Genomic DNA, 19754 nt, shown 5'->3' on the forward strand with positions numbered 1-19754 from the left:
GTCGTTCCGGTTTAGTGACGACGGGAGGAGAGACCGACGCGCGGCGCGTCGAACACGGACCGGGCGAGGGAGAGCACGGCGCGCGCCTCGTCCTCGCTCCAGCCGCCGTGGCGACAGTTCGCGACGCACTTCGCCTCCAGCTCCTCGCGCGTGAGCGGCTCGGAGGCGCCGCCGCGGAAATGCGGCTGCCTCTCCTCGACGACCGCTCCGTCGTCGAGCTCTTGCCGCACATGCCCGGTGAAGGCGCGCGGGTAGGGGTTCGCGGGGTCGACCACGTAGGACACCTTGGCCGCGAGCGCACGCAGCCGCGCATCGGCCACACGCTCCTCGGTGAAGGCGTCGAGATAGGCGCCGTCGAGCAGGAAGCCCGCGGCGATGCCGTAGGGAACCGAGAACTTCGCCGCATAGGCGTTCGGCACCGCACGCTTGAGCGCGAGCGGCTCCCACAGCCTGTGCAGGATCCCCTCCGCCATCTCGCAGGTGATGGAGACGATCCGCCCCGGGGCGATGCCGCGCGCGGCGAGGCGTCGGGCGCAGTCGATGTAGGGGTGGATCATGGTGCCGCAGGCATAGGGCTTGAACGCGATCGTCTCGGCAACCCAGCGCTCGCCGAAGCCGTCGAGCAGTGCGCCCCAGTCTCCCTCGGTCGTGTGCGCGGAGCCGTTGAACAGCCCGTGCCTGCCCTCGAACACGGTGAGCGGCCCGACGAAGCCGCCGCGTGCGAGCAGTGCTGCGCGCACCCCCGCCTGCGCCGCCCAGCCGGCGTGGACGCGCTTCGTCCACGACCCGTCGGCGAGATACTCGATGATGCCGGAGGCGAAGGAGCCGGCGATGCCGAGCGCGTGCGCAAGCGCCGCAGCGGGGAGCCGGAGCGCCACGCCCGCCCCGAGGGCGGCGCCGATCGCGCCGAACACGGAGGTCGGGTGGAAGCCGGCCTTGCGCACCGCCTTCGGCACCACCGTTGAGAGCCGGCACGTCGCCTCCGCGCCGACGGCGATGCCGGCGAAGCCATCCGCCCCAGAGAGCCCGAAACGTTCCGCAATCGCAAGAACGGCGCGAACCACCACCGCCCCCGCATGCACCGGGCCGCCCTCGAGGGTGTCGTCATAGTCCTCGCCATGCGCCGCCGTGCCGTTGACGAGGGCGGCATCGAGGGCGGTGAGAGCGCGGGGGTGGCCGATCACGGTCGAAGCGCCTGCGCCCTCGGCGCTGTCGAGCACCGCCGCGACATAACGCTCCCGCCGGGCTCCGACGCAAAGGCCGGCGATGTCGAGCACGAGCCGCTCGGCGGTCTCGCGCATCGCCTCCGTCGGCCGCGCCGCGCCCGCCGCCGCCGCAAGCCGTTCGGCGATCGTCATGTCTTCCTCCTGAACTCGGACCAAAGCGACCAAAGGGTGAGCGCTGCCGCGGCCGCGAGCAGGGTGGCCGCCACCGGGTCCTCGACGAACACGGCGTGGTCGCCGCCGGAGATGACGAGGCTGCGGCGGTAGTTGCTCTCGAGCATGAAGCCGAGCACGACGCCGAGAACGAGCGGCAGGACCGGCACGCCCGCAAGCCGAAGCAGGTAGCCGAGAACGCCGAAGCCGAGCACGAGGCCGACATCAAACAGGCTCTGCTCGATCGCGTACACGCCCGACACGATCAGGCAGAGGATGGCGGCGAGCAGGTAGGGCTTCGGCCGGTTCACGAGCCAGAGCGCGGGGGTGAGGATCACGAGGCCGAGCAGAAGCATGGCGATGTTCGCCGCGAGCAGGCCGCCATAGAGTCCCCACACGACTTTGGGCGCCTTCTCGAACAGCAGCGGCCCTGGCGTCAGACCGTGCACCAAGAAGCCGCCGAGCAGGACCGCTGCCGAGTTGGAGCCGGGGATGCCGAGCGAGAGAAGCGGCACGAGAGCGGTGGCGGTGACGACATTGTTCGCCGCCTCCGGCGCCGCCACGCCCTCGGGCGCCCCCTTGCCGAAGGCTTCCGGCTCCTTCGACCTGCGGCGCGCCTCGTTATAGGCCATGAACGCCGCGATCGTGCCGCCCGCGCCGGGCGTCACCCCCTCGACGGTGCCAATGCCGCAGCCGATCGCCTGCGCGAGCAGGAGCCTCCGCATCATCGAGAGGCCCGGAAGCGTCAGCCGCGTGTCGCGCGCCTCGGCTCTCGCCCAGGCCGGCTCGCCGATCTGCACCAGCATCTCCGCCACCGCGAACAGGCCGACCATCACGAGGATCGGCCGGATGCAGCCGAGGAGCTCAGGCGTCGCGAAGGTGAAGCGCGGGACGCCGGAGACGGGATCGGTGCCGACGGTCGAGATCATCAGCCCGAGCCCGGCGCCGATCAGCCCCTTGGTCAGCGAGCCGCCGGCGAGCGAGGCGATGACGGAGAGGCCGAGCACGGCGAGGGCGAAATAGGCCGCCGGCGTGAAGGCGAGCGCGAGCCGCGCCAGCGGCTCGGTCGCGAGCACGAGCACCGCGAGGCCGAACAGCCCGCCGACGAGGCCGGAGACGAGCGAGATGCCGAGTGCCTCGCCGCCGCGGCCCTGCCGCGCCATCTCGAACCCGTCGAGCGCGATCGCGGCGGAGGCGTTCGTTCCCGGCGTTCGGATCAGGATTGCCCGGATCGAGCCGCCATACTCCGCCCCGACATAGACGGAGGCGAGCAGCACGATCGCCGGGACAGGCTCCATCCCGTAGGTGAAGGGCAGGAGCAGCGCCATCGCGATCGAGGGCGAGAGTCCGGGGAGCGCGCCGCCGAGGATCCCCCAGAGACAGCCGGCGAAGGCGAACAGGATGGTCACGAGACCATCAGCGGAGAGGAGTGTCAGGCCGCCTCAGAGGCCGCCGAACAGGGAGCCGACCGGGAACGGGATTCCGAGCACGACGACGAACATCAGCGAGAAGACGCCGGCGAGGCCGGCCGCGAACAGGGCGGGCGAGACCCCGCGCGCCCCAGCGAACCAGGCGACGGCGGCGCCGAGCAGGCCGAGCGCGGGCGGGTAGCCGAGCAGGGGCACGGCGAGCACGTAGAGCGCAACGAGGCCCGCGAGGCCGGCGGTGCGGCGGTGATGAGGCCGCTCGCTGGCCGCGCCAGGGGCGACGAGGGCGGCCCGCAGCATCAGCACAGCCCCCGCGCTCGCCATCAGCCCGGCGATCATCAGCGGCACGCCGCCGGGGCCGACCGAATCGGACAGCAGGCTCACCGGAAGCGCCGAGGCCATCGCGGCATAGCCGCCGGCGAGAGCGAGGGCTGAGGCGCCGAGCGCGAGGTCGGCCGCGCGGCTCATCGCACCACGCCGAGCTCGCGCAGCGAGGAGGCGGTCTCGGTGGCCACACGGGTGGTGAACTCGCGCGCCGCCGCCCGGGGCAGGAGAAGCGGCGTCGGCACGAGGCTCTCCTTGGCGTAGACGGCGCGATAAGCGGGGCTGTCGAGCACGGTGCGCAGCGCGCCCGCCCAGAGCTCGGCGATCTCGTCCGCCATGCCCTTCGGCCCGGCTAGGCCGCGGAACTTGGTGACGACGAGGTCGATGCCCTGCTCGCGCGCGGTCGCGAGCGAGGGGGTCGTCTCGAGCCGGCTCTCGGTCAGCACGCCGAGCAGGCGGATCCGGCCCGCCTCGTCCTGGGCATTGATCTCCTGGATCTCCCCGATGCCGAGGTCGAGCGTGCCGTTCAGCACGTTGATCATCAGGTCGCCGCCGCCCTCGTGCGGCACCACCGCCGCCCGCGCGCCGACCAGCCGGTTGAGACGCTCAAGCGCGATCCGCTCGAGCGAGGCCGGGTTCGCCGCGCCCCAGCGCTGCCGGCCCGGGCTTGCGCGCGCGGCGTCCATCGCCTCGGCGAGCGTCTGGAAAGGCGACTGGACGCGGGTGTAGATGAGCTGCGGGTCGAGGAAGACGATCGAGAGCGGGTTGAGGCTGTCGTAGCCGAACTCGGGGCGCGACAGAAGCGTCGTCTGGATGTAGGTCGGCGTGGTCGCGTAGACCATGCCGCCGTTCGGCTGCGCGCGCGCGACCCGTGCGACCGCGGTGGCTCCCGACCCGCCGCGAACGTTCTCGACCGCGAACGAGACGCCCATCACAGGGGTGAGGTGCTTGATGAGCTCGCGCAAGAAAACGTCGCTGCCGCCTCCCGGCGAGGAATGGGTCACGAGGGTGACGGAGGGAAGGGGATAACGCGTCTGCGCAAGTACCCGAGGGGCGGCGAGCGGCACGGCGGCGGCCGCGACCGCGAGTGAGCGTCGTGTGAACATCGTTTCCTCCCTCTCCACCCCTCGGGCTTCGCCCGTGGCGGTGGTTTTGTCAGCGCCCCTTGAACACCGGCTTGCGCTTCTCGAGGAAGGCGCGGCGGCCCTCGATGTAGTCCTCCGAGGCGAAGCAGGCGGCGACCAGCGCGTCGACAGCGGCGCGATCGCGCGCGCTCTCGTCCTTCAGCACCTCGTTGATGACGGCCTTCGCGGCCCTGACCGTGAGCGGCGCGTTCGCGACGATCGTCGCCGCGCACTCGGCCACGCAGGGGCCGAGCTCGGCATCAGGCAGCACGCGGTTGACGAGGCCCATCGCCCGCGCCTCCTCGGCCGAGAAGAGCCGGGCGGTGAACAGCATCTCCTTGGCGAAGGCGGGGCCGATCACGTCGACGAGACGCTTCATGCCGCTGTAGCCGTAGCCGAGGCCGAGCTTCGCGGCCGGAATGCCGAAGCGGCTGTCCTCGGCGCAGAAGCGCAGGTCACAGCAGACGGCGAGAGCGGTACCGCCGCCGACGCAGGCGCCATGGATCTCGGCGATCGTCGGCTTGGGGAAGCCGTGGAGCATGGCGTAGACGCGCTCGGTCTGCGCGTTATAGGCGCGCACCGCCTCCTCGCTCGCCCGCTCGCTCTCGAACTTCGAGATGTCGGCCCCCGAGACGAAGGCCTTGCCGCCGGCGCCGGTGATGACGACGACGCGCACCTCGGGGTCGTCGCGGAAGTCGGCGAGGATCGCCTCGGCCGCCTCCCACATCTCCATCGAAACGGCGTTGCGCCGCTCCGGGTTGTTGAAGGTCATGGTGCCGATGCCGCCCGCCTTGGCGGCGAGCATCTTGTCGGTGGTGAGCCTCAGGCCATCGGGCATCGTTGCGGTCCTCAGACGATCTGCCGGGAGCGGAGGTCGGCCACGGCGCCGGCGTCGTAGCCGAGTTCGGCGAGCACCTCTTCCGTGTGCTCGCCGAGCTCGGGCGGCGGCGCGGCGAGGCGCGAGGGCGTGCGGGAGAGCAGGATCGGCTGCGCGACCAGGTTGATCTTGCCGCGCACCGGGCTCGTCACCGGCGCGGCGAGGCCGAGATGCTTCACCTGCGGGTCGGCGAACACCTCGGCGATGTTGTAGATCGGGCCTGCCGGCACCCCGGCCTCGTTCAGAGCCGCGACCCAGTGCGCCGAGGTGTTCGTCTTCAGCACCGCGCCGATCTCGGCGTTGAGCGCGTCGCGGTTGCGCGACCGTTCCGCTGCCGTGGCGTAGGCCGGAGTGGTGATCCAGTCCTCGCGCCCGAGCGCCTTGCAGAACCGCTCCCAGATCTTGCCGCCCGCGACGGCGACGTTGATGTGGCCGTCGGCGGTCGGGTAGACGCCGGTCGGGATCGAGGTCGGGTGGTTGTTGCCGGCCTGTTTCGGCACCTCGCCGTCGACGAGGAAGCGGGCGGCCTGGAAATCGAGCATGAACACCTGGGCCTGCAGGAGCGAGGTCTGAACCCACTGGCCCTTGCCGCTCCTCTGCCGCTCGATGAGAGCGAGCAGGATCCCTTGGGCGCAGAAGATGCCGGCGCAGAGATCGGCGATCGGGATGCCGGCGCGCACCGGCCCCTGGCCGGGCAGGCCGGTGATGCTCATCAGCCCCCCCATCCCCTGGGCGATCTGGTCGAAGCCGGGTCGTTCCGCATATGGGCCGTCCTGGCCGAAGCCGGAGATCGAGGCGTAGATGAGGCACGGGTTGATCGCGGCGAGGCTCGCGTAGTCGATGCCGAGGCGGAACTTGACGTCGGGGCGAAAGTTCTCGACCAGAACGTCGGCCCGCTCGACCAGACGCTTGAGGATCGCCACCCCCTCCGGCGCCTTCAGGTTCAGCGTGATCGAGCGCTTGTTGCGGTGCAGGTTCTGGAAGTCGGGTCCGTGGCGCGGGCCGCCCAGCTGGTCGCCCGCCTCGAGACCCTCGGGCATCTCGATCTTGATCACGTCCGCCCCCCAGTCGGCGAGCTGGCGGACGCAGGTCGGGCCGGAGCGGACGCGCGTGAGATCGAGAACGCGAAGGCCGGCGAGCGCTTCCGAGGCCAGAGGGAGTGACATGCTGGACGCCCCGCTTGGTTTCTGCGATTCGTCTAGCACCGTTATCCGCACCTGTAAACTGTCAACAGTTTGCGTGAGGCGCCGGCAGATGGCACATCGCAGCGCATGCTCGACACGCCACCGGTCCCGGCCGGACCGATCGACATCGTCCGCACCCAGTCGCTCACCACCCTGGTGCAGCGCGAGCTCGAACGCCTGATCCTCGCGGGCGAGATCAAGCCCGGGGAGCGGATCAACGAGCAGCACGTCGCGCAGCGGCTTCGGGTGAGCCGCGGGCCGGTGCGCGAGGCCCTGCGCGGGCTCGAGCGCGCGGGGCTCGTCGAGGCGCGCGTCAACCGCGGCGTCTATGTGCGCGAGGTGTCGGTCGAGCAGGCGCTCGAGCTCTACGAGATGCGCGGGCTGATCACCGGCTTCGCCTGCGCCCGCCTCGCCGCCGCCTCGACCGCCGAGCAGCGGGCGGAGCTCGCCGCCCTCGTGGAGCGGATGGAGCGCGCCGCGGTAGACGGCGACCAGGCGCTCTACTATGCGATCAACCTCGAGTTCCACGACCGGCTGATGCAGTTCGCGGGCAATGCGCGCGCCAAGGCGATGTATGACGCGCTCGTCAAGGAGAGCCATCTCTGCCGGCGGCGCAGCCTGTTCACCCCGCGCAACATGGCCGAGAGCAACGCCGAGCACGCGGCGATCCTGGACGCGATCCGCCGCGGCGATGTCGAGGCGGCGCGGCGCGTCGGCGAGGAGCACATCGTCGCCGGCCGTCGCCGCTTCCTCGACGCGGTGGCGGCGACGGGGGCCGGCTGAGGTCGGGCGGCCGCGACAGGCCCGCCCGCGCCGCCTGCGGCCGACCGCGTTCGGCTGACGTCCCGAAGCGGCGCCACGGCGCTGCCGATGCTCCGTGCGGACGGCGTTCCCGTCCGTTCGCGGGCCGCGAGGCTCAGGGCAGCCCCTTGGCGATGCCGCCATCGACATTGACGGTCTGGCCGGTGACGTAGGCGGCACGCGGCGAGGCGAGCCACACCACCATCGTCGCCACCTCCTCGGGCGTGCCGAAGCGGCCGAGCGGGATCTCGCGCGCGAACTCGGCGATGATCGCGTCAGCCGGCACGCCGCGCTCCGCCGCTAGCCGTTCGGCACGCTCGGTCCACAGCCGCGTCAGCGTCCGGCCGGGTGCCACGGCGTTGACCCGTATCCCCTCAGGCGCGAGCTCGCCCGCGAGCGTCTTGACGAGGCCGAGCAGCCCCGCCTTGTGCACGTTCGACACGATCTGGTGCGGGTGCGGCTGCCGGCCCGAGGCGGCGCCGAGGATCACGATCGCCGGGTCGGTGCCTTGCGAAGAGCCGGCAGGGCGGCGCGCACCAGCCGCACGGCGGAGAGCACGTTGAAGGTGTAGTTGGCGAGCCAGTCCTCGTCGGAGAGCGCCTCGAAGGCGGACCGGACCGAGCCGCCGACGCAGTCGATCAGCGAATCGAGGCCACCGAGCGCAGCGATCGTTGCGGTGACGAGGCGATCCGCCTCGCCCGCGACCGTGAGGTCGGCGGCGAGCGGCACGGCTGCGTTGCCAGTCTCGCGGGCGATCGCCTCCGCCGCCGTGGCGAGCGCAGGCACGCTCCGCGACGCCATCGCCACGCGCGCGCCTTCCGAGGCGAGGAGCCGCGCGGTGGCAAGCCCGATTCCGGCCGAGGCGCCGGCCACGAGCACGCGCCGATCTGCAAACCCGAGATCTATTTCCCCCTCCCTCGCGATCACCGAACCGCCCGTCGGAGCGGCAGGCCGGGTGACGAGCACGCCGATGCCGGCATCCCGACCCAGCGCGGAGGCCGGCCACCGCCGCGCCAGGAGCAGGACGCTCGACGCCAACCCTTAGCCTGTCAACGGTCAACACATCAGACATGAGAGCACCGCGGACGAAGCCCAGCCTCGCGCACGCGCTAGGCTGCACGGCCCCGCGCGTTGACGGTTGACACGCGAGCGGCTCAAGGCTGGCGCGAGAGGGAACTCAAGCCCTGGGCCAAGATGGCGGAGAAACGCGCATAGCCGCACCACGGAGGACGCTCCGGCGCCGGAGGCTGCTCATCGCCGCGACTGCGGCATCGCTCGCCGCCCCGCGGGTCCTCCGCGCCCAGGCCTATCCCGACCGCCCGCTGACCATCCTCGTGCCCTTCGCCACGGGCGGCTACAACGACCGCTACGCGCGCGCGATCGCGCCGTTCCTGCAGAAGCATTTCGGCCAGCCCGTGGTGGTCCAGAATCGCCCCGGCGGCGGAACGATGCTCGGCAACATGTACGACCTGCAGCAGCCGGACGACGGCTAGATGGTGATGGTGCACTCGGCCGGGCCGTTCATTCCGCTCTCGATCATCACCCGAAACGCCACCTACAAGGCCGAAGACTTCTGGATGATTAACCTGCCCTCGCGCGACGCCACGCTCGTCGCCACCGCGACGACGAAGCCGATCGCGACGATCGAGGAGGCGATCGCGCAGCTGCGGCGCGACCCGCGCAGCCTCAGCGTCGGCATCCAGCCCGCCTCGGCCGACCTCGTGAACCTCGCCCTCCTGATGCAGGCCTCCGGAATCGACCGGTCGCGGATGCGCATCGTCACCTATGACGGCGGCGGCCCGGCGCGGACCGCGACGATGGGCGGGCATGTCGACATCGGCCTCGTCGGCGGCGAGGGCTTCCTGCCGGTGAAGGATCGGATCCGTCCTCTGCTCGTCTTCGCCGAGGAGAAGGTGGAAGGCTTCGAGGAGGCGAGGCTGATCACCGACTACGCAAAGGCGAACGGCTTCGCGCCCGAGTTCGTCGACGGCTCGCAGCGCGGCTTCGTGGTGACGCGACGCTTCCGCGAGCGCGCGCCCGAACGCTACCGTTTCCTCGAGCAGGTGATCGAGCGAACGACGAAGGACCCCGAGTGCCTCGCCGCGCTGAAGGGGCAGCAGCTCGCCACCACCTGGTACGGGCCGGAGGCCTCGAACGCCGCCTATCTGCGCAGCGCCGCGCTGATGCAGAACTACGCCGATCTCCTCAAGGGCGCCTGACGCGGCCTCGCGCGGGGGCGTCGTTGCAGGGGGCAGACAGGGAAGGCAGGCTGCGCCGGATCGCCTGGGGCGAGCTCGCCCTCGTCACGGCACTCGCCGCCCTCGCGCTCGCCTACCTGATCGATGCCCGCTCGGTCTCGCTCTCCGTCAACAACCTCCTGCTCGTCCAGCCGACGGCGATCCTCGTCCTCGTGCTGTGGGCGGTGATCGCGGCGGGCTGCCTCCGCCGGGGAGCGGACGCCGCGCCAGCGGCCGCGGGCGATCGGGCCGGCCGGCTGCGCACGCTCGCGATGGTGGCGGCGTTCGGCCTCTTCATCCTCGCGCTCGAGCGCATCGGCTACGACGTCGCGATGGCTCTGTTCGTCGCCGCGGGGCTGTTCGTCGGCGGCGAGCGCCGGCCGCTCTGGCTCGTGCTGTTCCCGCTCGCCTTCGCCGCGGCGGTGATCCTCGGCTTCCGCGCCCTGATCCCCTACCCGTTCCCGACGGCCGTGCTCTGAGGCCGCGATGATCGACCTCGACGCCGCCGGCTCGGCTGTCACGCTGCTCGCGGGCTCGCTCGAGGCCTGGATCTGGGTCGTTCCGGGCCTCCTGATCGGCCTCGTGTTCGGCGCCATGCCGGGCATCTCCGTCTCGAGGGCGATGGCGCTTGTGCTGCCGGCGACGCTCGACATGGAGGTTTTGCCGGCGATCATCTTCCTCGCCTCGGTCTACACCGGCGCGGGCTTCGGCGGCTCGGTGCCGGCGGTGCTGATGAACATCCCCGGCACCTCCTCGGCGGTGGCGACCACCTTCGACGGCTACCCGATGGCGCGGCAGGGCCGGCACAACGAGGCGCTCGGCCTCGCCCTCGTCGCCTCCTGCCTCGGCGTGCTCGGAAGCTGTGCCGTGCTGTTCGTGCTCGTGCAGCCGATCGCTGAGCTCGTGCTCAAGATCGGGCCATTCGAGATGGCGGCGATCGCGATCTGGGGCCTGGCTCTGCTCGGCTCGCTCGGCGGGTCGTCGCTCGCGCGCGGGCTGTTCGCCGCAGCGATCGGCATCCTGATCGGAACCGTCGGCATGAACACCGCGGGCTATCTGCGCGGCACCGCGGGCATCCCCGGGCTGCTCGACGGCGTGCCCACCATCCCGGCCATGGTGGGCCTGCTCGCGGCGAGCCAGCTCTTCGCGCTCGTGAACACGCGCTTCCTCGTCGAGGCGAAGGAGGACCGCAGGATCAGCCTCGCGCGCATCCTCGCCGGCGGGGCGCTGGCGCTGCGGCACCCGAAGACGCTCCTGCGCGGGTCGATCATCGGCGCGCTCGTCGGCGCCACCCCGGGGGTGGGGTCCTCAATCTCGAACCTGCTCTCCTATGCCGAGGCGCGGCGCGTGTCCGAGGACCGGGACAGTTTCGGCAAGGGCAACCCAGAAGGCGTGATCGCGTCGGAGAGCGCGAACTCCTCCTCCGAGGGCGGGGCGATGGCGACGATGCTCGCCCTCGGCATCCCGGGCGGCGGGGCGACGGCGATCCTGCTCGCCGCCTTCGCGATGCACAACGTGGTGGGGGGGCCTCGGTTCATGGACCAGAACCGCGACCTCGTCTACGCCATCATCCTGTCGAACTTCGCCCAAGCCCTGCTCCTGCTCGTCGTCGGCACCGGCTTCGTGTTCGCGGCAAGCGCGATCATGCGGCTGCCGCTCCGCGTCCTCATCGCCTGCGTGCTCGTGCTCGCGACCATGGGCGCCTTCGCGATCGAGGGCTCGATCGCCGGGCCCGTGACGTTGTTCGTCTTCGCCGTGCTCGGCTGGCTGATGTCCTCGGCGGGCTACCCGGTCGCCGCGGTCGTCGTCGGGCTCCTGCTCGGGCAGCTGATCGAGACCGCGCTCCTGCGCGCTTGGCAGCTCTCGGGAGGCGACCCGGCTGAGATCCTCGAGCACCCGGCGGCGCTCGTGATTGTCGTGCTAATGATTGCCTCGCTCGCCGCCACCGCGTGGCGCGACCGCCGCCTGCGGCGCACCGAAGATCTGATCACGCCAGGCTGACCTGGCGGGAGGGGATGATGCTAGAGGAGAGCCTGATCGTCGCGCTCGGCCCGGCGCGCTACCGGGTGCAACGGACGTGGGGCGACCTGCCCGCCGGGGCCGGCGCGCCGACCGACGTCGCCTGTGCCGCGGCCGTCCGCCTTCAGGCCGGGTCGTGATCCGTCCGACCCTGCGCGGCCGGCTCGACCGTGTCGCACACATCGTCAAGGCGGTGACGCAACAGCACCATCGCGATCTTCTGCCGCTGCTGCGGCCGGTCGTCGCCTCCGATGCCGTCATCCTCGATGTCGGCGCCCATGCCGGCCAGTTCACCAAGCTCTTTGCGCGGCTTGCTCCGCGCGGCCGGATCCTCGCCATCGAGCCATCCCCCTACGCGCTTGGGATCCTGCGCCTCGTGGTCGCGCTGCGGCGGCTCCGTCAGGTCGAGATCGTGCCGGTCGGTGTCTCGGACGCTCCGGGAACGGCCACGCTTCTGACCCCGATCAAGCCGTCCGGTGCCGTCGGGTTCGGCTTGGCGAGCTTCGCGCGGCGGGTCGACCGCGCGGCGCACCGGTCGGACGCCGTTGCGGTGGAGACGCTGGACGCGATCGCGGACCGCTTTCGGCTCGCGCGCATCGATCTGGTCAAATGCGACATCGAGGGGTTCGAGGTGCACGCGCTCCGGGGAGCGCGGCGCCTGCTCGAGCGCTTCCGCCCGGTCCTGTTGCTCGAGATTTCCTCAGCCTCGCTCGCGCGCGCGGGCGAGACCCCGGACGCGATCTGGTCGCTTCTGGCGCCGCTCGGCTATCGCGGCCGGCGCCTCGGCGAGCCGGCGTGGGACGACGGCTTCCGCGGCGATGGCGACTATCTGTTCGCCACGCCCGACCGGACCGAACTGACCGATCCCCCACTCCGAAGCGTGGCGGGCGATCGTTCGCAGCGTCGGCTGACGCCGGCCGGCAGAGCGTAACCCCTGCGGCTGCGAGCGCTGCCGGTGCCTCGCTGACCACGGAACCGCGGCAAAGCCGCCGCGCTGCAAAGGGGGCGACGCGGTGAGGCGCGGCCAGGCTTCGCGCATCGCATCTCGCCTGTCGAGCGAGTTGTCCGCGCGGGCGGTCGCGGCCGGGCTTGCCCGCGCGTCCTCTGGCGGCCACGCCTCAGGGGCTGTCGAGGGAACGGGGATTCCGGCTTCGGCTGGCGTCGCCTGGCGGCTGCCCAGCCGGACGGGTGTTCGGCTGGCGGAAGAGCGTGCGCTGCGAGGGGCTTCGCCTTTGCTCGACCGCGGCACTTGATCGATAAAAGATATAAGGATAACTTTATGAGGCGTCGGTCCCGCGCGAGCGGGCGAAGAGGGAAGTCCGTACGGGGAATGCCCCCAAGTCGGACGCTGCCCCAGCAACTGTCGGCGGGAAGTCGCCGGTCCAAGCCTCCGTCGGAGGCGTCACTGTGCCACGGCACGGGAAGACCGGACCGGCGATGACGGGCGCGAGCCCAGCACCCGCGAGCCAGGAGACCTGCCGACGCCGTGCAGCCCGTTACTGCGGGAGCGCGCCACCCTTTCGACCGGGCTGGGTGCACCGGGAGACGGAGACCGACTGCGATGACGATCGCCAGCAATCTCGGCTACCCGCGCATCGGGCCACGCCGCGAACTCAAGACCGCCCTCGAAGCCTTCTGGGCCGGCAAGTCCACCGAAGCCGACCTGCTCGCTACCGTAACCGCGCTGCGCGCCGGCGCGCGCGCGGTCCAGCAGGGCAGCGGCATCAGCCATATCCCCTCGGGCGATTTCGCTCTCTACGACCACGTGCTCGAGACTGCCTGCGCCTTCGCCGCCATCCCCGAGGGCTATGGCTGGTCGGGCCACGGGCCCGCCGGGCTCGCAACGATCTTCGCGCTCGCGCGCGGTGCGCGCGGCACCGCGGCGGAGCGGGAGGCGGGCATCCCCGGCACGGCCACGGCGCTCGAGATGACGAAGTGGTTCGACACCAACTACCACTACCTCGTGCCGCGCCTCTCGGCGCGAATGCGCTTTCGCCTGCTGCACAACCGCTGGGCCGAGGCTTATGCCGACGGGGTGGCGCATGGCACGCGCACGCGCCCCGTTCTGCTTGGCCCGGTCTCGTTCCTCCTCTTGTCCAAGACCGAGGACGGATCGCGCCCGCTCGAGCTTCTGCCCGCCCTGCTGCCGGCCTACGCTGAGGGGTTGCGCGGCATCGCCGAAGCCGGCGCCGCCTGGGTACAGATCGACGAACCCTGCCTCGTCATGGACCTCCCGCCCGGCGCTGCGGAGGCCTATCGCACCGGCTTTCGTGCGCTTGCGGATGCCGCGCCGGGGCTGAACCTGCTGCTGACCACCTATTTCGAGGGCCTGCGCGACAATCTCGCGCTGGCTACCTCGCTGCCGGTCGCTGGCTTGCATGTGGATCTCGTCCGCGCGCCCTGGCAGCTCGACGACGTGCTGGATGCACTCCCGAAGGATCGCTGGCTCTCTCTTGGCGTCGTGGACGGCCGCAATGTCTGGCGCACCGACCTGCGCCGGGCGCTCGCGCAGCTCCGCGCCGCCGAGGCGGCGGGCTTCGGCAGGCGGCTGATGGTCGCGCCCTCTTGCTCGCTGCTTCACGTGCCGCACAGCGTCGCGATGGAGACCACGCTCGACCCAGCGCTGAAGCGCCGCCTCGCCTTCGCCAACGAGAAGCTGAAGGAGGTCGCCATCCTGGCGCGCGCCGTGGACGAGGGCGAGCAGGCCGTCGCGGCCGCGTTCGAGGAGAGCGACCGGGTGCTCGCCGAGGCCCGCCAGGATGCCCGGCTGCACGATCCGGCGGTCGCTGCGCGCCTCGCTGCCATCACGCCGGAGATGGAGCGACGGGCCAGCGCCTATCCGGTGCGCGCCATCGCGCAGGCCGCGCGGCTCCGCCTACCGAAGCTGCCGGTGACGTCCATCGGCTCCTTCCCCCAGACGACCGAGGTCCGGGCGCTGCGCGCACGCCTCGCCCGCGGCGAACTCGACCAGGAAGGTTACGAGGCCGAGATCGAACGCCTGATCGCCGACGCGGTGCGCTGGCAGGAGGAGATCGGTGTGGACGTACCGGTCCATGGCGAGTTCGAGCGCAACGACATGGTGAAGTACTTCGGCGAACAACTCTCTGGCTTCGCTTTCACGAAGCACGGCTGGGTGCAATCCTACGGCAGCCGCTGCGTCGCCCCGCCGATCATCTGGGCGGACGTCTCGCGCCCCGCCCCGATGACCGTCCGCTGGTCGGCCTACGCGCAGTCGCTGACGGACAGGCCGATGAAGGGCATGCTGACCGGGCCCGTGACAATGCTGCAATGGTCCTTCGCGCGCACCGACATCCCGCGCGAAACCATTTGCCGGCAGATCGCGCTCGCGCTCCGCGACGAGGTGGCTGACCTCGAGGCCGCCGGCATCCCGATCATCCAAATCGACGAGCCGGCCTTCCGGGAGGGGCTGCCGCTGCGCATGGCGGACCGTGCCGACTATCTCCGCTGGGCCGTCGCCTGCTTCCGCCTCGCCTCGAGCGTGGTGCGCGACGACACTCAGATCCACACCCACATGTGCTACAGCGAGTTCAACGACATCATCGCCGATATCGCGGCGATGGACGCCGACGTGATCTCGATCGAGACCGCGCGCAGCAACATGGAGCTGCTTGAGGCCTTTCTGGACTTCAACTACCCGAACGAGATCGGGCCGGGCGTATGGGACATCCATTCGCCCCGCGTTCCCACGGCCGAGGAGATGGCTGGGCTGTTGCGCCGCGCGACCAATCGTATTCCCGTCGAGCGGCTGTGGGTGAACCCCGATTGCGGCCTCAAGACACGCAGCTGGAGTGAGGTCAAGCCCGCGATGTTCAACCTGGTGAACGCCGCTCGGAAACTGCGTGCCGAACTGACGTGACCAAAAGCCCCGCGCCCTGGATCGCAGGGCGCGGGGCTCCCACGCGACGTGCGGTCTGGAACGACGCGCAGCGGCCCAGCAACCGCGGCAGCGGCGGCACCGCGCCGCGCGGGCGGGCGCCACCTTACCCCTTCCAGCCGCAGGCCGAGAGCGCCTCCACCATGTGCGCCGGCACGGGCGCCTCGACCGTGATCGTCTGGCGCCCGGCCCAGCCCGGGATCGTCACGCTGCGCGCGAGAAGCTGCAGTCCCTCCTCAGCCGCCGCGCCATGCAGCCGGTCGCCGAGGATCGGGAAGCCCGACGCGGCACAATGGACGCGGAGCTGGTGCGTCCTGCCCGTGCGCGGCGCGAGCGCGAGCCAAGTGATCCCCCCACCGCGGCCGAGCACGCGCCAGGCCGTCACCGCCGGCTGGCCGCGCGGGTCGGGCAGAACCCGCCACCCGCCCGCGCGCGTGCTCACCTTCGCAAGCGGCAGCGCGATCTCCCCCGCCTCCGCTTCGGGCCCGCCGCGAACGACCGCCCAGTAGGTCCTGCCGATCCGGCCCTCAGCGAACAGCCGCCCGAGCGCGGCAAGCGCCGGGCGCGTTCGGCCCAACACGAGGCAGCCGGCCGTGTCGGTGTCGAGCCGGTGCGCCGGCTCCGGCCGGCGGCGCTTGCCGAAACGGAACTCCTCGAGCCAGTCCTCCACCGAGGCTCGGGCGCGCGGGCCGGGATGCGTGGGGAGGCCCGCGGGCTTGTCGATCACGAGCACCGCCTCGTCGCGGAAGAGAAGCTCGGGCTTCCCTACCAGGGCGTTCCGTCCGCTCGGGTGAAGCGTCTCCCGCCGTCCGGGCCAGGCTCGGCACGGAGATCGTCGTCCGGATAGGTGACGACGTCGCGCTCCGTCGCCCGCGTGCCGACGACGGGGAACAGCCCCAACGAATCGCTCCGGTTTACGAGGTGGTGCGCATCGCCGGTCCCTGCCGGGACGCCGACGGCCATGCCGGGGCCGACCTCCTGCTCCCCGTCATCGGTGACCAGGGTGAGCACCCCCTCGAGAACGAGCACGAACTCGTCCTCGGCGCTGTGGGCGTGGCGGAGCGCGCTCGCCGCACCAGGAGAGAGGCGGACGAGGTTCACCCCGAACTGGCCGAGGCCCAAGGCGTCGCCGAGCCGGCGCACGTGCCGCCCCGCCACGCTCGCGCGGAACGGCTCGGGGTAGGCCGAGCCGCTCCGCTCCTCGACCGCGTCGACGGGGATCGCGCGCGCCATCGCCTCAGGGGATGAGGACCGTCGAGCCGGTGGTGCGCCGCCCCTCGAGGGCGCGGTGCGCCTCCGCCGCGTCCTTGAGCGGGAAGCGCTGGTTCACCTCGATCTTCACCGCTCCTTTTTGCACGACCTCAAACAGGGCGGCGGCGGAGGCGGCGAGGTCCTCGCGCTTGGCAGTGTAGCTCGCGAGCGTTGGGCGGGTGAGGAACAGCGACCCCTTCGCCGCGAGCAGGCCGATCTCGAACGGCGGCACGGCACCGGAGGCGTTGCCGAAGGACACCATCAGGCCGAGCGGGGCGAGACAGTCGAGCGACTTCATGAAGGTCTCGCGCCCGACGCTGTCATAGACGACAGGCAGCATCTTGCCGCCGGTGATCTCCTTCACCCGCGCCTGGAAGTCCTCGCGCGTGTAGACGATCGGGTGGTCGCAGCCATGCGCCTTGGCGAGCGCCGCCTTCTCGTCCGAGCTCACGGTGCCGATCACCGTCGCGCCGAGATGCTTCGCCCACTGGCACATGATCAGCCCGACCCCACCGGCGGCAGCGTGGATCAGGATGGTCTGGCCCGGCTGAACCTTGAAGGTCCGGCGCAGCAAATACTCGGCCGTCATGCCCTGGAGCATCATCGCCGCCGCCATCTCGAACCCGATCGCGTCGGGCAGCTTGACGAGACGGTCGGCCTTCAGCGTGCGGTACTGGGCGTAGGCGCCGATCGGGGCGGTGGCGTAGGCGACACGGTCGCCCGGCTTGAGGTCGGTCACGCCCTCGCCCACCGCCTCGACCGTGCCGGCCCCCTCCATGCCGATGGTCGCGGGCAGGGCGGGCGGCTTGTAGAGGCCGGTGCGGAAATAGATGTCGATGTAGTTGAGGCCGACGGCCGCATGCTTGACGAGCGCCTCGCCGGGGCCGGGCGAGGGCATCGGCACCTCCTCCCAGCGCAGAACCTCGGGGCCGCCGTGCTCGTGGATTCGGATGGCGTGATTCATCGCAGGCTCCCGGTGCAGGTTGTGGTCGTTCTCTCGTTTCGCGGTCAGGCCGGCCGGTCAGACAGGCGGGAGGACCTGCTCGAGGGCGAGCAGGTGGCGTTTCGTGTCGAGCCCCGCACCGCCCGAGTAGCCGCCGAGAGAGGCGCTGCCGACGACGCGATGGCAGGGGATGATGATCGGGATCGGGTTCGCACCGCAGGCGGCGCCGACGGCGCGGGCGGAGCTGCCGAGGCGGGCGGCGATTTCCCCGTAGCGCATCGTCTGGCCCGGGGGAATGGCGCGCATCGCCTCCCAGACGCGGCGCTGGAACGGCGTTCCCGCCGGCGCGAGCGGCAGGTCGAAGCACGTGCGGGGATCGTCGAAATAGGCTTCGAGCTGCCGCTTCGCCTCGACCAGCACCGGCGTCCGCTCGCCGCTGCCGGCGCCGCGGCCCCATTCGAGCGCGATGATGGAGCCGCCCTCCTCGAAGACGGTGAGTTCGCCGAACGGCGAGTGCAGCGAAAGGTGCGGCACGGCTTCCCCATCTGGGCCAGGGCCGTCCTCCGGGGCGGCGCATGGCGGGGGGATTTCGCGCCCAGGCGAGCGGGGCGTCAAGTCGCCACCCTGCCGCCCAGGGCTCGCGTCCGGGATGGCTCCGGCGGCTTGACGGGGCCTAAGGTGCTTGCTGCGATGCGGCAGACTGCGACACGCCTCGACGCCGGAGACGCCATGGCACGCCACCGCCTCGACGCCTCGCCCGAGACCGTTCACTGGGGCTACTTCGACTCGTCCCTGCAGCCGGTGCTGACCATCGCCTCCGGCGATACGGTCGATGTCAGCTGCGTCTCGGGGCGTGACGCGGCTCTGCCGCCGCCCGAAAGCGGGCTCGCGATCCCGCCGGCGCTCGCGGCGATCAACGAGACGCTCGCGCCGGAGCTTGGCGCGCACATCCTCACCGGGCCGATCGCGATCGAGGGCGCCGAGCCGGGCGACATGCTCGAGGTTCGGATCGAGGCGATCCGCCCAGGCGCGGACTGGGGGTTCTGCCTGGTCCGTCCGCTCTCGGGAACCCTGCCGGAGGACTTCCCGCTCAGCCGCGTTCTCCACATCCCGGTCGACCGCGCGCGCAACACCTGCCGGCTGCCCTGGGGAACCGAACTCCCGCTCCGCCCCTTCTTCGGGGTGATGGGGGTGGCCCCGCCGCCCGCGTACGGGCGGATCGCCTCAAATCCCCCGCGCGAGCATGCGGGCAATCTCGACAACAAGGAGCTCGTCGCCGGATCGACCCTGTTCCTGCCGGTCTGGGTGCCCGGGGCAAAGTTCTCGGTCGGCGACGGCCACGGCGTGCAGGGCGACGGCGAGGTGTGCCTCACCGCCCTCGAGATGTGCCTCGACGGCACCCTCACCTTCATCCTGCACAAGAAGCAGGGCAGCGCGCCCCTGCTCTCCTTCCCCCGTGCCGAGACGCCGACCCACTACATCTCGATGGGGCTGAACGAGGACCTCGACCTCGCGATGAAACAGGCCCTGCGCGAGATGATCGCCTTCATCGCTTCACGGTCGAACCTCTCGCCGCTCGACGCCTACCAGCTCTGCTCCCTCGCGGTCGATTTCCACGTCACGCAGACGGTCAACGGCATCAAGGGCGTGCACGGGATGCTCCGCAAGGACCTTCTCTAGCGGCGCCCGTCCGCGTGGGCGGGAGTTGTCCACAACTTTCTCGCCGGGAGGCGATTACTACCGGTTGTGGGGTCCTGTGCCGAACTGATACCGTATGTGGTAGCGGACGGCTGGATGGGAGCCCAAGCGATGGAGTGGACCGAGGAGGCGATCGCAACCCTTCGCCGGCTCTGGGCGGAGGGGCACTCGACGGCCGAGATCGGCCGGCGGATGGGCATCTCAAAGAACGCCGTGGTCGGCAAGGCGCACCGGCTCAATCTCGCCGCGCGCCCCTCGCCGATCCGGCGCAGCCCCGGGGCGCCAGCGGTGCCGCGCGCGCCGCGCCCTGCGCCGAGGCCAGCGATGCCGCGGCCGGTGCCGATCCTGCCCGTGCTGCCCGGCCCGGTCGGGCAGCGGCCGCCGGCCGTCGCCCCGAGCCGCGTCGAGCCGACGCCGCGGCCCGCGCCGCTGCGGACGGGAAGCGCCACCTGCTGCTGGCCGATCGGCGAACCGGGCAAGCCTGGCTTCCGCTTCTGCTCGGCACCGGCGCTCCCCGGGAAGCCCTACTGCGAGGAGCATGCCGCGCTCGCTTATGTCCGCGCCAAGCCCGACCGGCGCGAGGACGCCGCCTGAGCGA

22 protein-coding genes and 1 riboswitch are annotated in these 19754 nt (G+C 71.4%); of the genes, 10 read left to right on the top strand and 12 right to left on the bottom strand.

Features of this window, described 5'->3' with window-relative positions; all coding sequences use genetic code 11:
• Nucleotides 1–11: 11 nt before the first annotated feature.
• The 6 genes from KO353_RS06905 to KO353_RS06930 are packed head-to-tail and all read right to left on the bottom strand — an operon-like array spanning nucleotide 12 to nucleotide 6294.
• A complete protein-coding gene (locus tag KO353_RS06905) occupies nucleotides 12–1358 on the bottom strand; it encodes an MmgE/PrpD family protein (RefSeq protein WP_218286968.1) in 1347 nt (448 codons plus the stop codon).
• On the bottom strand, nucleotides 1355–2785 hold the full coding sequence (locus tag KO353_RS06910) for a tripartite tricarboxylate transporter permease (RefSeq protein ID WP_218286969.1): 1431 nt from the start codon (nucleotides 2783–2785) through the stop codon (nucleotides 1355–1357). The genes KO353_RS06905 and KO353_RS06910 overlap by 4 nt, the downstream gene beginning before the upstream one ends.
• Nucleotides 2786–2818: 33 nt before the next feature.
• Entirely contained in the window at nucleotides 2819–3271 is a 453-nt protein-coding gene (locus KO353_RS06915) for a tripartite tricarboxylate transporter TctB family protein (RefSeq protein ID WP_218286970.1), read from the bottom strand.
• The gene (locus tag KO353_RS06920) at nucleotides 3268–4233 is read right to left on the bottom strand and encodes a tripartite tricarboxylate transporter substrate binding protein (protein WP_218286971.1); all 966 of its coding nucleotides are present in this window, start codon (nucleotides 4231–4233) and stop codon (nucleotides 3268–3270) included. The genes KO353_RS06915 and KO353_RS06920 overlap by 4 nt, the downstream gene beginning before the upstream one ends.
• A gap of 49 nt (nucleotides 4234–4282) precedes the next feature.
• Nucleotides 4283–5089, bottom strand: coding sequence for an enoyl-CoA hydratase (locus KO353_RS06925; RefSeq protein WP_218286972.1), 807 nt, complete (start codon nucleotides 5087–5089; stop codon nucleotides 4283–4285).
• Nucleotides 5090–5100: 11 nt separating this feature from the next.
• Nucleotides 5101–6294: a CaiB/BaiF CoA transferase family protein gene (locus tag KO353_RS06930; RefSeq protein ID WP_218286973.1), complete on the bottom strand. Its 1194-nt coding sequence runs from the start codon at nucleotides 6292–6294 to the stop codon at nucleotides 5101–5103.
• A gap of 105 nt (nucleotides 6295–6399) precedes the next feature.
• Between KO353_RS06930 and KO353_RS06935 the strand changes: the two genes are divergently transcribed.
• The gene (locus KO353_RS06935) at nucleotides 6400–7095 is read left to right on the top strand and encodes an FCD domain-containing protein (RefSeq protein WP_218286974.1); all 696 of its coding nucleotides are present in this window, start codon (nucleotides 6400–6402) and stop codon (nucleotides 7093–7095) included.
• 133 nt (nucleotides 7096–7228) lie between these two features.
• Here the strand turns inward: KO353_RS06935 and KO353_RS16715 are convergent, their stop codons facing one another.
• Complete coding sequence (locus KO353_RS16715; protein ID WP_218286975.1) at nucleotides 7229–7603, bottom strand: SDR family oxidoreductase; 375 nt, start codon at nucleotides 7601–7603, stop codon at nucleotides 7229–7231.
• On the bottom strand, nucleotides 7600–7992 hold the full coding sequence (locus tag KO353_RS16720) for an SDR family NAD(P)-dependent oxidoreductase (RefSeq protein WP_218286976.1): 393 nt from the start codon (nucleotides 7990–7992) through the stop codon (nucleotides 7600–7602). The genes KO353_RS16715 and KO353_RS16720 overlap by 4 nt, the downstream gene beginning before the upstream one ends.
• A 455-nt stretch (nucleotides 7993–8447) precedes the next feature.
• On the opposite strand from KO353_RS16720, the gene KO353_RS06950 reads away from it, so the two are divergent.
• From KO353_RS06950 to metE, 7 genes are all read left to right on the top strand, one after another.
• Nucleotides 8448–8606, top strand: a complete 159-nt coding sequence (locus tag KO353_RS06950) for a tripartite tricarboxylate transporter substrate-binding protein (protein WP_218286977.1) — start codon at nucleotides 8448–8450, stop codon at nucleotides 8604–8606.
• Entirely contained in the window at nucleotides 8607–9332 is a 726-nt protein-coding gene (locus KO353_RS06955; RefSeq protein ID WP_218286978.1) for a type 2 periplasmic-binding domain-containing protein, read from the top strand.
• A 23-nt stretch (nucleotides 9333–9355) separates the two neighbouring features.
• Nucleotides 9356–9829 (top strand): tripartite tricarboxylate transporter TctB family protein, encoded by a 474-nt coding sequence (locus KO353_RS06960; RefSeq protein WP_218286979.1) that lies wholly within the window; start codon nucleotides 9356–9358, stop codon nucleotides 9827–9829.
• 7 nt (nucleotides 9830–9836) lie between these two features.
• Nucleotides 9837–11351, top strand: a complete 1515-nt coding sequence (locus KO353_RS06965) for a tripartite tricarboxylate transporter permease (RefSeq protein ID WP_218286980.1) — start codon at nucleotides 9837–9839, stop codon at nucleotides 11349–11351.
• Between the two features lie 17 nt (nucleotides 11352–11368).
• The gene (locus tag KO353_RS06970) at nucleotides 11369–11509 is read left to right on the top strand and encodes a hypothetical protein (RefSeq protein WP_218286981.1); all 141 of its coding nucleotides are present in this window, start codon (nucleotides 11369–11371) and stop codon (nucleotides 11507–11509) included.
• Complete coding sequence (locus KO353_RS06975; protein ID WP_218286982.1) at nucleotides 11506–12300, top strand: FkbM family methyltransferase; 795 nt, start codon at nucleotides 11506–11508, stop codon at nucleotides 12298–12300. The genes KO353_RS06970 and KO353_RS06975 overlap by 4 nt, the downstream gene beginning before the upstream one ends.
• A 340-nt stretch (nucleotides 12301–12640) precedes the next feature.
• A riboswitch (cobalamin riboswitch) is annotated at nucleotides 12641–12866 on the top strand.
• Nucleotides 12867–12930: 64 nt separating this feature from the next.
• Nucleotides 12931–15246, top strand: a complete 2316-nt coding sequence (gene metE / locus KO353_RS06980; protein ID WP_218286983.1) for a 5-methyltetrahydropteroyltriglutamate--homocysteine S-methyltransferase — start codon at nucleotides 12931–12933, stop codon at nucleotides 15244–15246.
• Nucleotides 15247–15370: 124 nt separating this feature from the next.
• Here metE and KO353_RS06985 read toward each other — a convergent pair whose 3' ends face one another.
• From KO353_RS06985 to KO353_RS07000, 4 genes are read right to left on the bottom strand one after another with little or no spacing between them, the layout of a single operon-like run.
• Nucleotides 15371–15991 carry an RluA family pseudouridine synthase gene (locus KO353_RS06985; protein ID WP_328774515.1) on the bottom strand — a complete coding sequence of 207 codons (621 nt, stop codon included), beginning with the start codon at nucleotides 15989–15991 and terminating at the stop codon, nucleotides 15371–15373.
• Nucleotides 15992–16029: 38 nt separating this feature from the next.
• Entirely contained in the window at nucleotides 16030–16497 is a 468-nt protein-coding gene (locus tag KO353_RS06990) for a cupin domain-containing protein (protein ID WP_218286985.1), read from the bottom strand.
• Between the two features lie 4 nt (nucleotides 16498–16501).
• The gene (locus KO353_RS06995) at nucleotides 16502–17479 is read right to left on the bottom strand and encodes a quinone oxidoreductase family protein (RefSeq protein WP_218286986.1); all 978 of its coding nucleotides are present in this window, start codon (nucleotides 17477–17479) and stop codon (nucleotides 16502–16504) included.
• Between the two features lie 57 nt (nucleotides 17480–17536).
• Nucleotides 17537–17992: a methylated-DNA--[protein]-cysteine S-methyltransferase gene (locus KO353_RS07000; RefSeq protein ID WP_218286987.1), complete on the bottom strand. Its 456-nt coding sequence runs from the start codon at nucleotides 17990–17992 to the stop codon at nucleotides 17537–17539.
• Between the two features lie 195 nt (nucleotides 17993–18187).
• Between KO353_RS07000 and KO353_RS07005 the strand changes: the two genes are divergently transcribed.
• On the top strand, nucleotides 18188–19138 hold the full coding sequence (locus tag KO353_RS07005; protein WP_218286988.1) for an acetamidase/formamidase family protein: 951 nt from the start codon (nucleotides 18188–18190) through the stop codon (nucleotides 19136–19138).
• 129 nt (nucleotides 19139–19267) lie between these two features.
• Complete coding sequence (locus KO353_RS07010; protein WP_218286989.1) at nucleotides 19268–19750, top strand: GcrA family cell cycle regulator; 483 nt, start codon at nucleotides 19268–19270, stop codon at nucleotides 19748–19750.
• Nucleotides 19751–19754: the final 4 nt, after the last annotated feature.

The organism is Elioraea tepida, assembly GCF_019203965.1.
Lineage (GTDB): Bacteria > Pseudomonadota > Alphaproteobacteria > Acetobacterales > Acetobacteraceae > Elioraea_A > Elioraea_A tepida.

Bases quoted from the DNA above. Each gene is read 5' to 3' on its own strand.
- KO353_RS06905 (WP_218286968.1), bottom strand. From the start codon at position 1,358: ATGACGATCGCCGAACGGCTTGCGGCGGCGGCGGGCGCGGCGCGGCCG.
- KO353_RS06915 (WP_218286970.1), bottom strand. From the start codon at position 3,271: ATGAGCCGCGCGGCCGACCTCGCGCTCGGCGCCTCAGCCCTCGCTCTC.
- KO353_RS06920 (WP_218286971.1), bottom strand. From the start codon at position 4,233: ATGTTCACACGACGCTCACTCGCGGTCGCGGCCGCCGCCGTGCCGCTC.
- KO353_RS06925 (WP_218286972.1), bottom strand. From the start codon at position 5,089: ATGCCCGATGGCCTGAGGCTCACCACCGACAAGATGCTCGCCGCCAAG.
- KO353_RS06930 (WP_218286973.1), bottom strand. From the start codon at position 6,294: ATGTCACTCCCTCTGGCCTCGGAAGCGCTCGCCGGCCTTCGCGTTCTC.
- KO353_RS06935 (WP_218286974.1), top strand. From the start codon at position 6,400: ATGCTCGACACGCCACCGGTCCCGGCCGGACCGATCGACATCGTCCGC.
- KO353_RS06955 (WP_218286978.1), top strand. From the start codon at position 8,607: ATGGTGATGGTGCACTCGGCCGGGCCGTTCATTCCGCTCTCGATCATC.
- KO353_RS06965 (WP_218286980.1), top strand. From the start codon at position 9,837: ATGATCGACCTCGACGCCGCCGGCTCGGCTGTCACGCTGCTCGCGGGC.
- KO353_RS06970 (WP_218286981.1), top strand. From the start codon at position 11,369: ATGCTAGAGGAGAGCCTGATCGTCGCGCTCGGCCCGGCGCGCTACCGG.
- metE (WP_218286983.1), top strand. From the start codon at position 12,931: ATGACGATCGCCAGCAATCTCGGCTACCCGCGCATCGGGCCACGCCGC.
- KO353_RS06990 (WP_218286985.1), bottom strand. From the start codon at position 16,497: ATGGCGCGCGCGATCCCCGTCGACGCGGTCGAGGAGCGGAGCGGCTCG.
- KO353_RS06995 (WP_218286986.1), bottom strand. From the start codon at position 17,479: ATGAATCACGCCATCCGAATCCACGAGCACGGCGGCCCCGAGGTTCTG.
- KO353_RS07005 (WP_218286988.1), top strand. From the start codon at position 18,188: ATGGCACGCCACCGCCTCGACGCCTCGCCCGAGACCGTTCACTGGGGC.
- KO353_RS07010 (WP_218286989.1), top strand. From the start codon at position 19,268: ATGGAGTGGACCGAGGAGGCGATCGCAACCCTTCGCCGGCTCTGGGCG.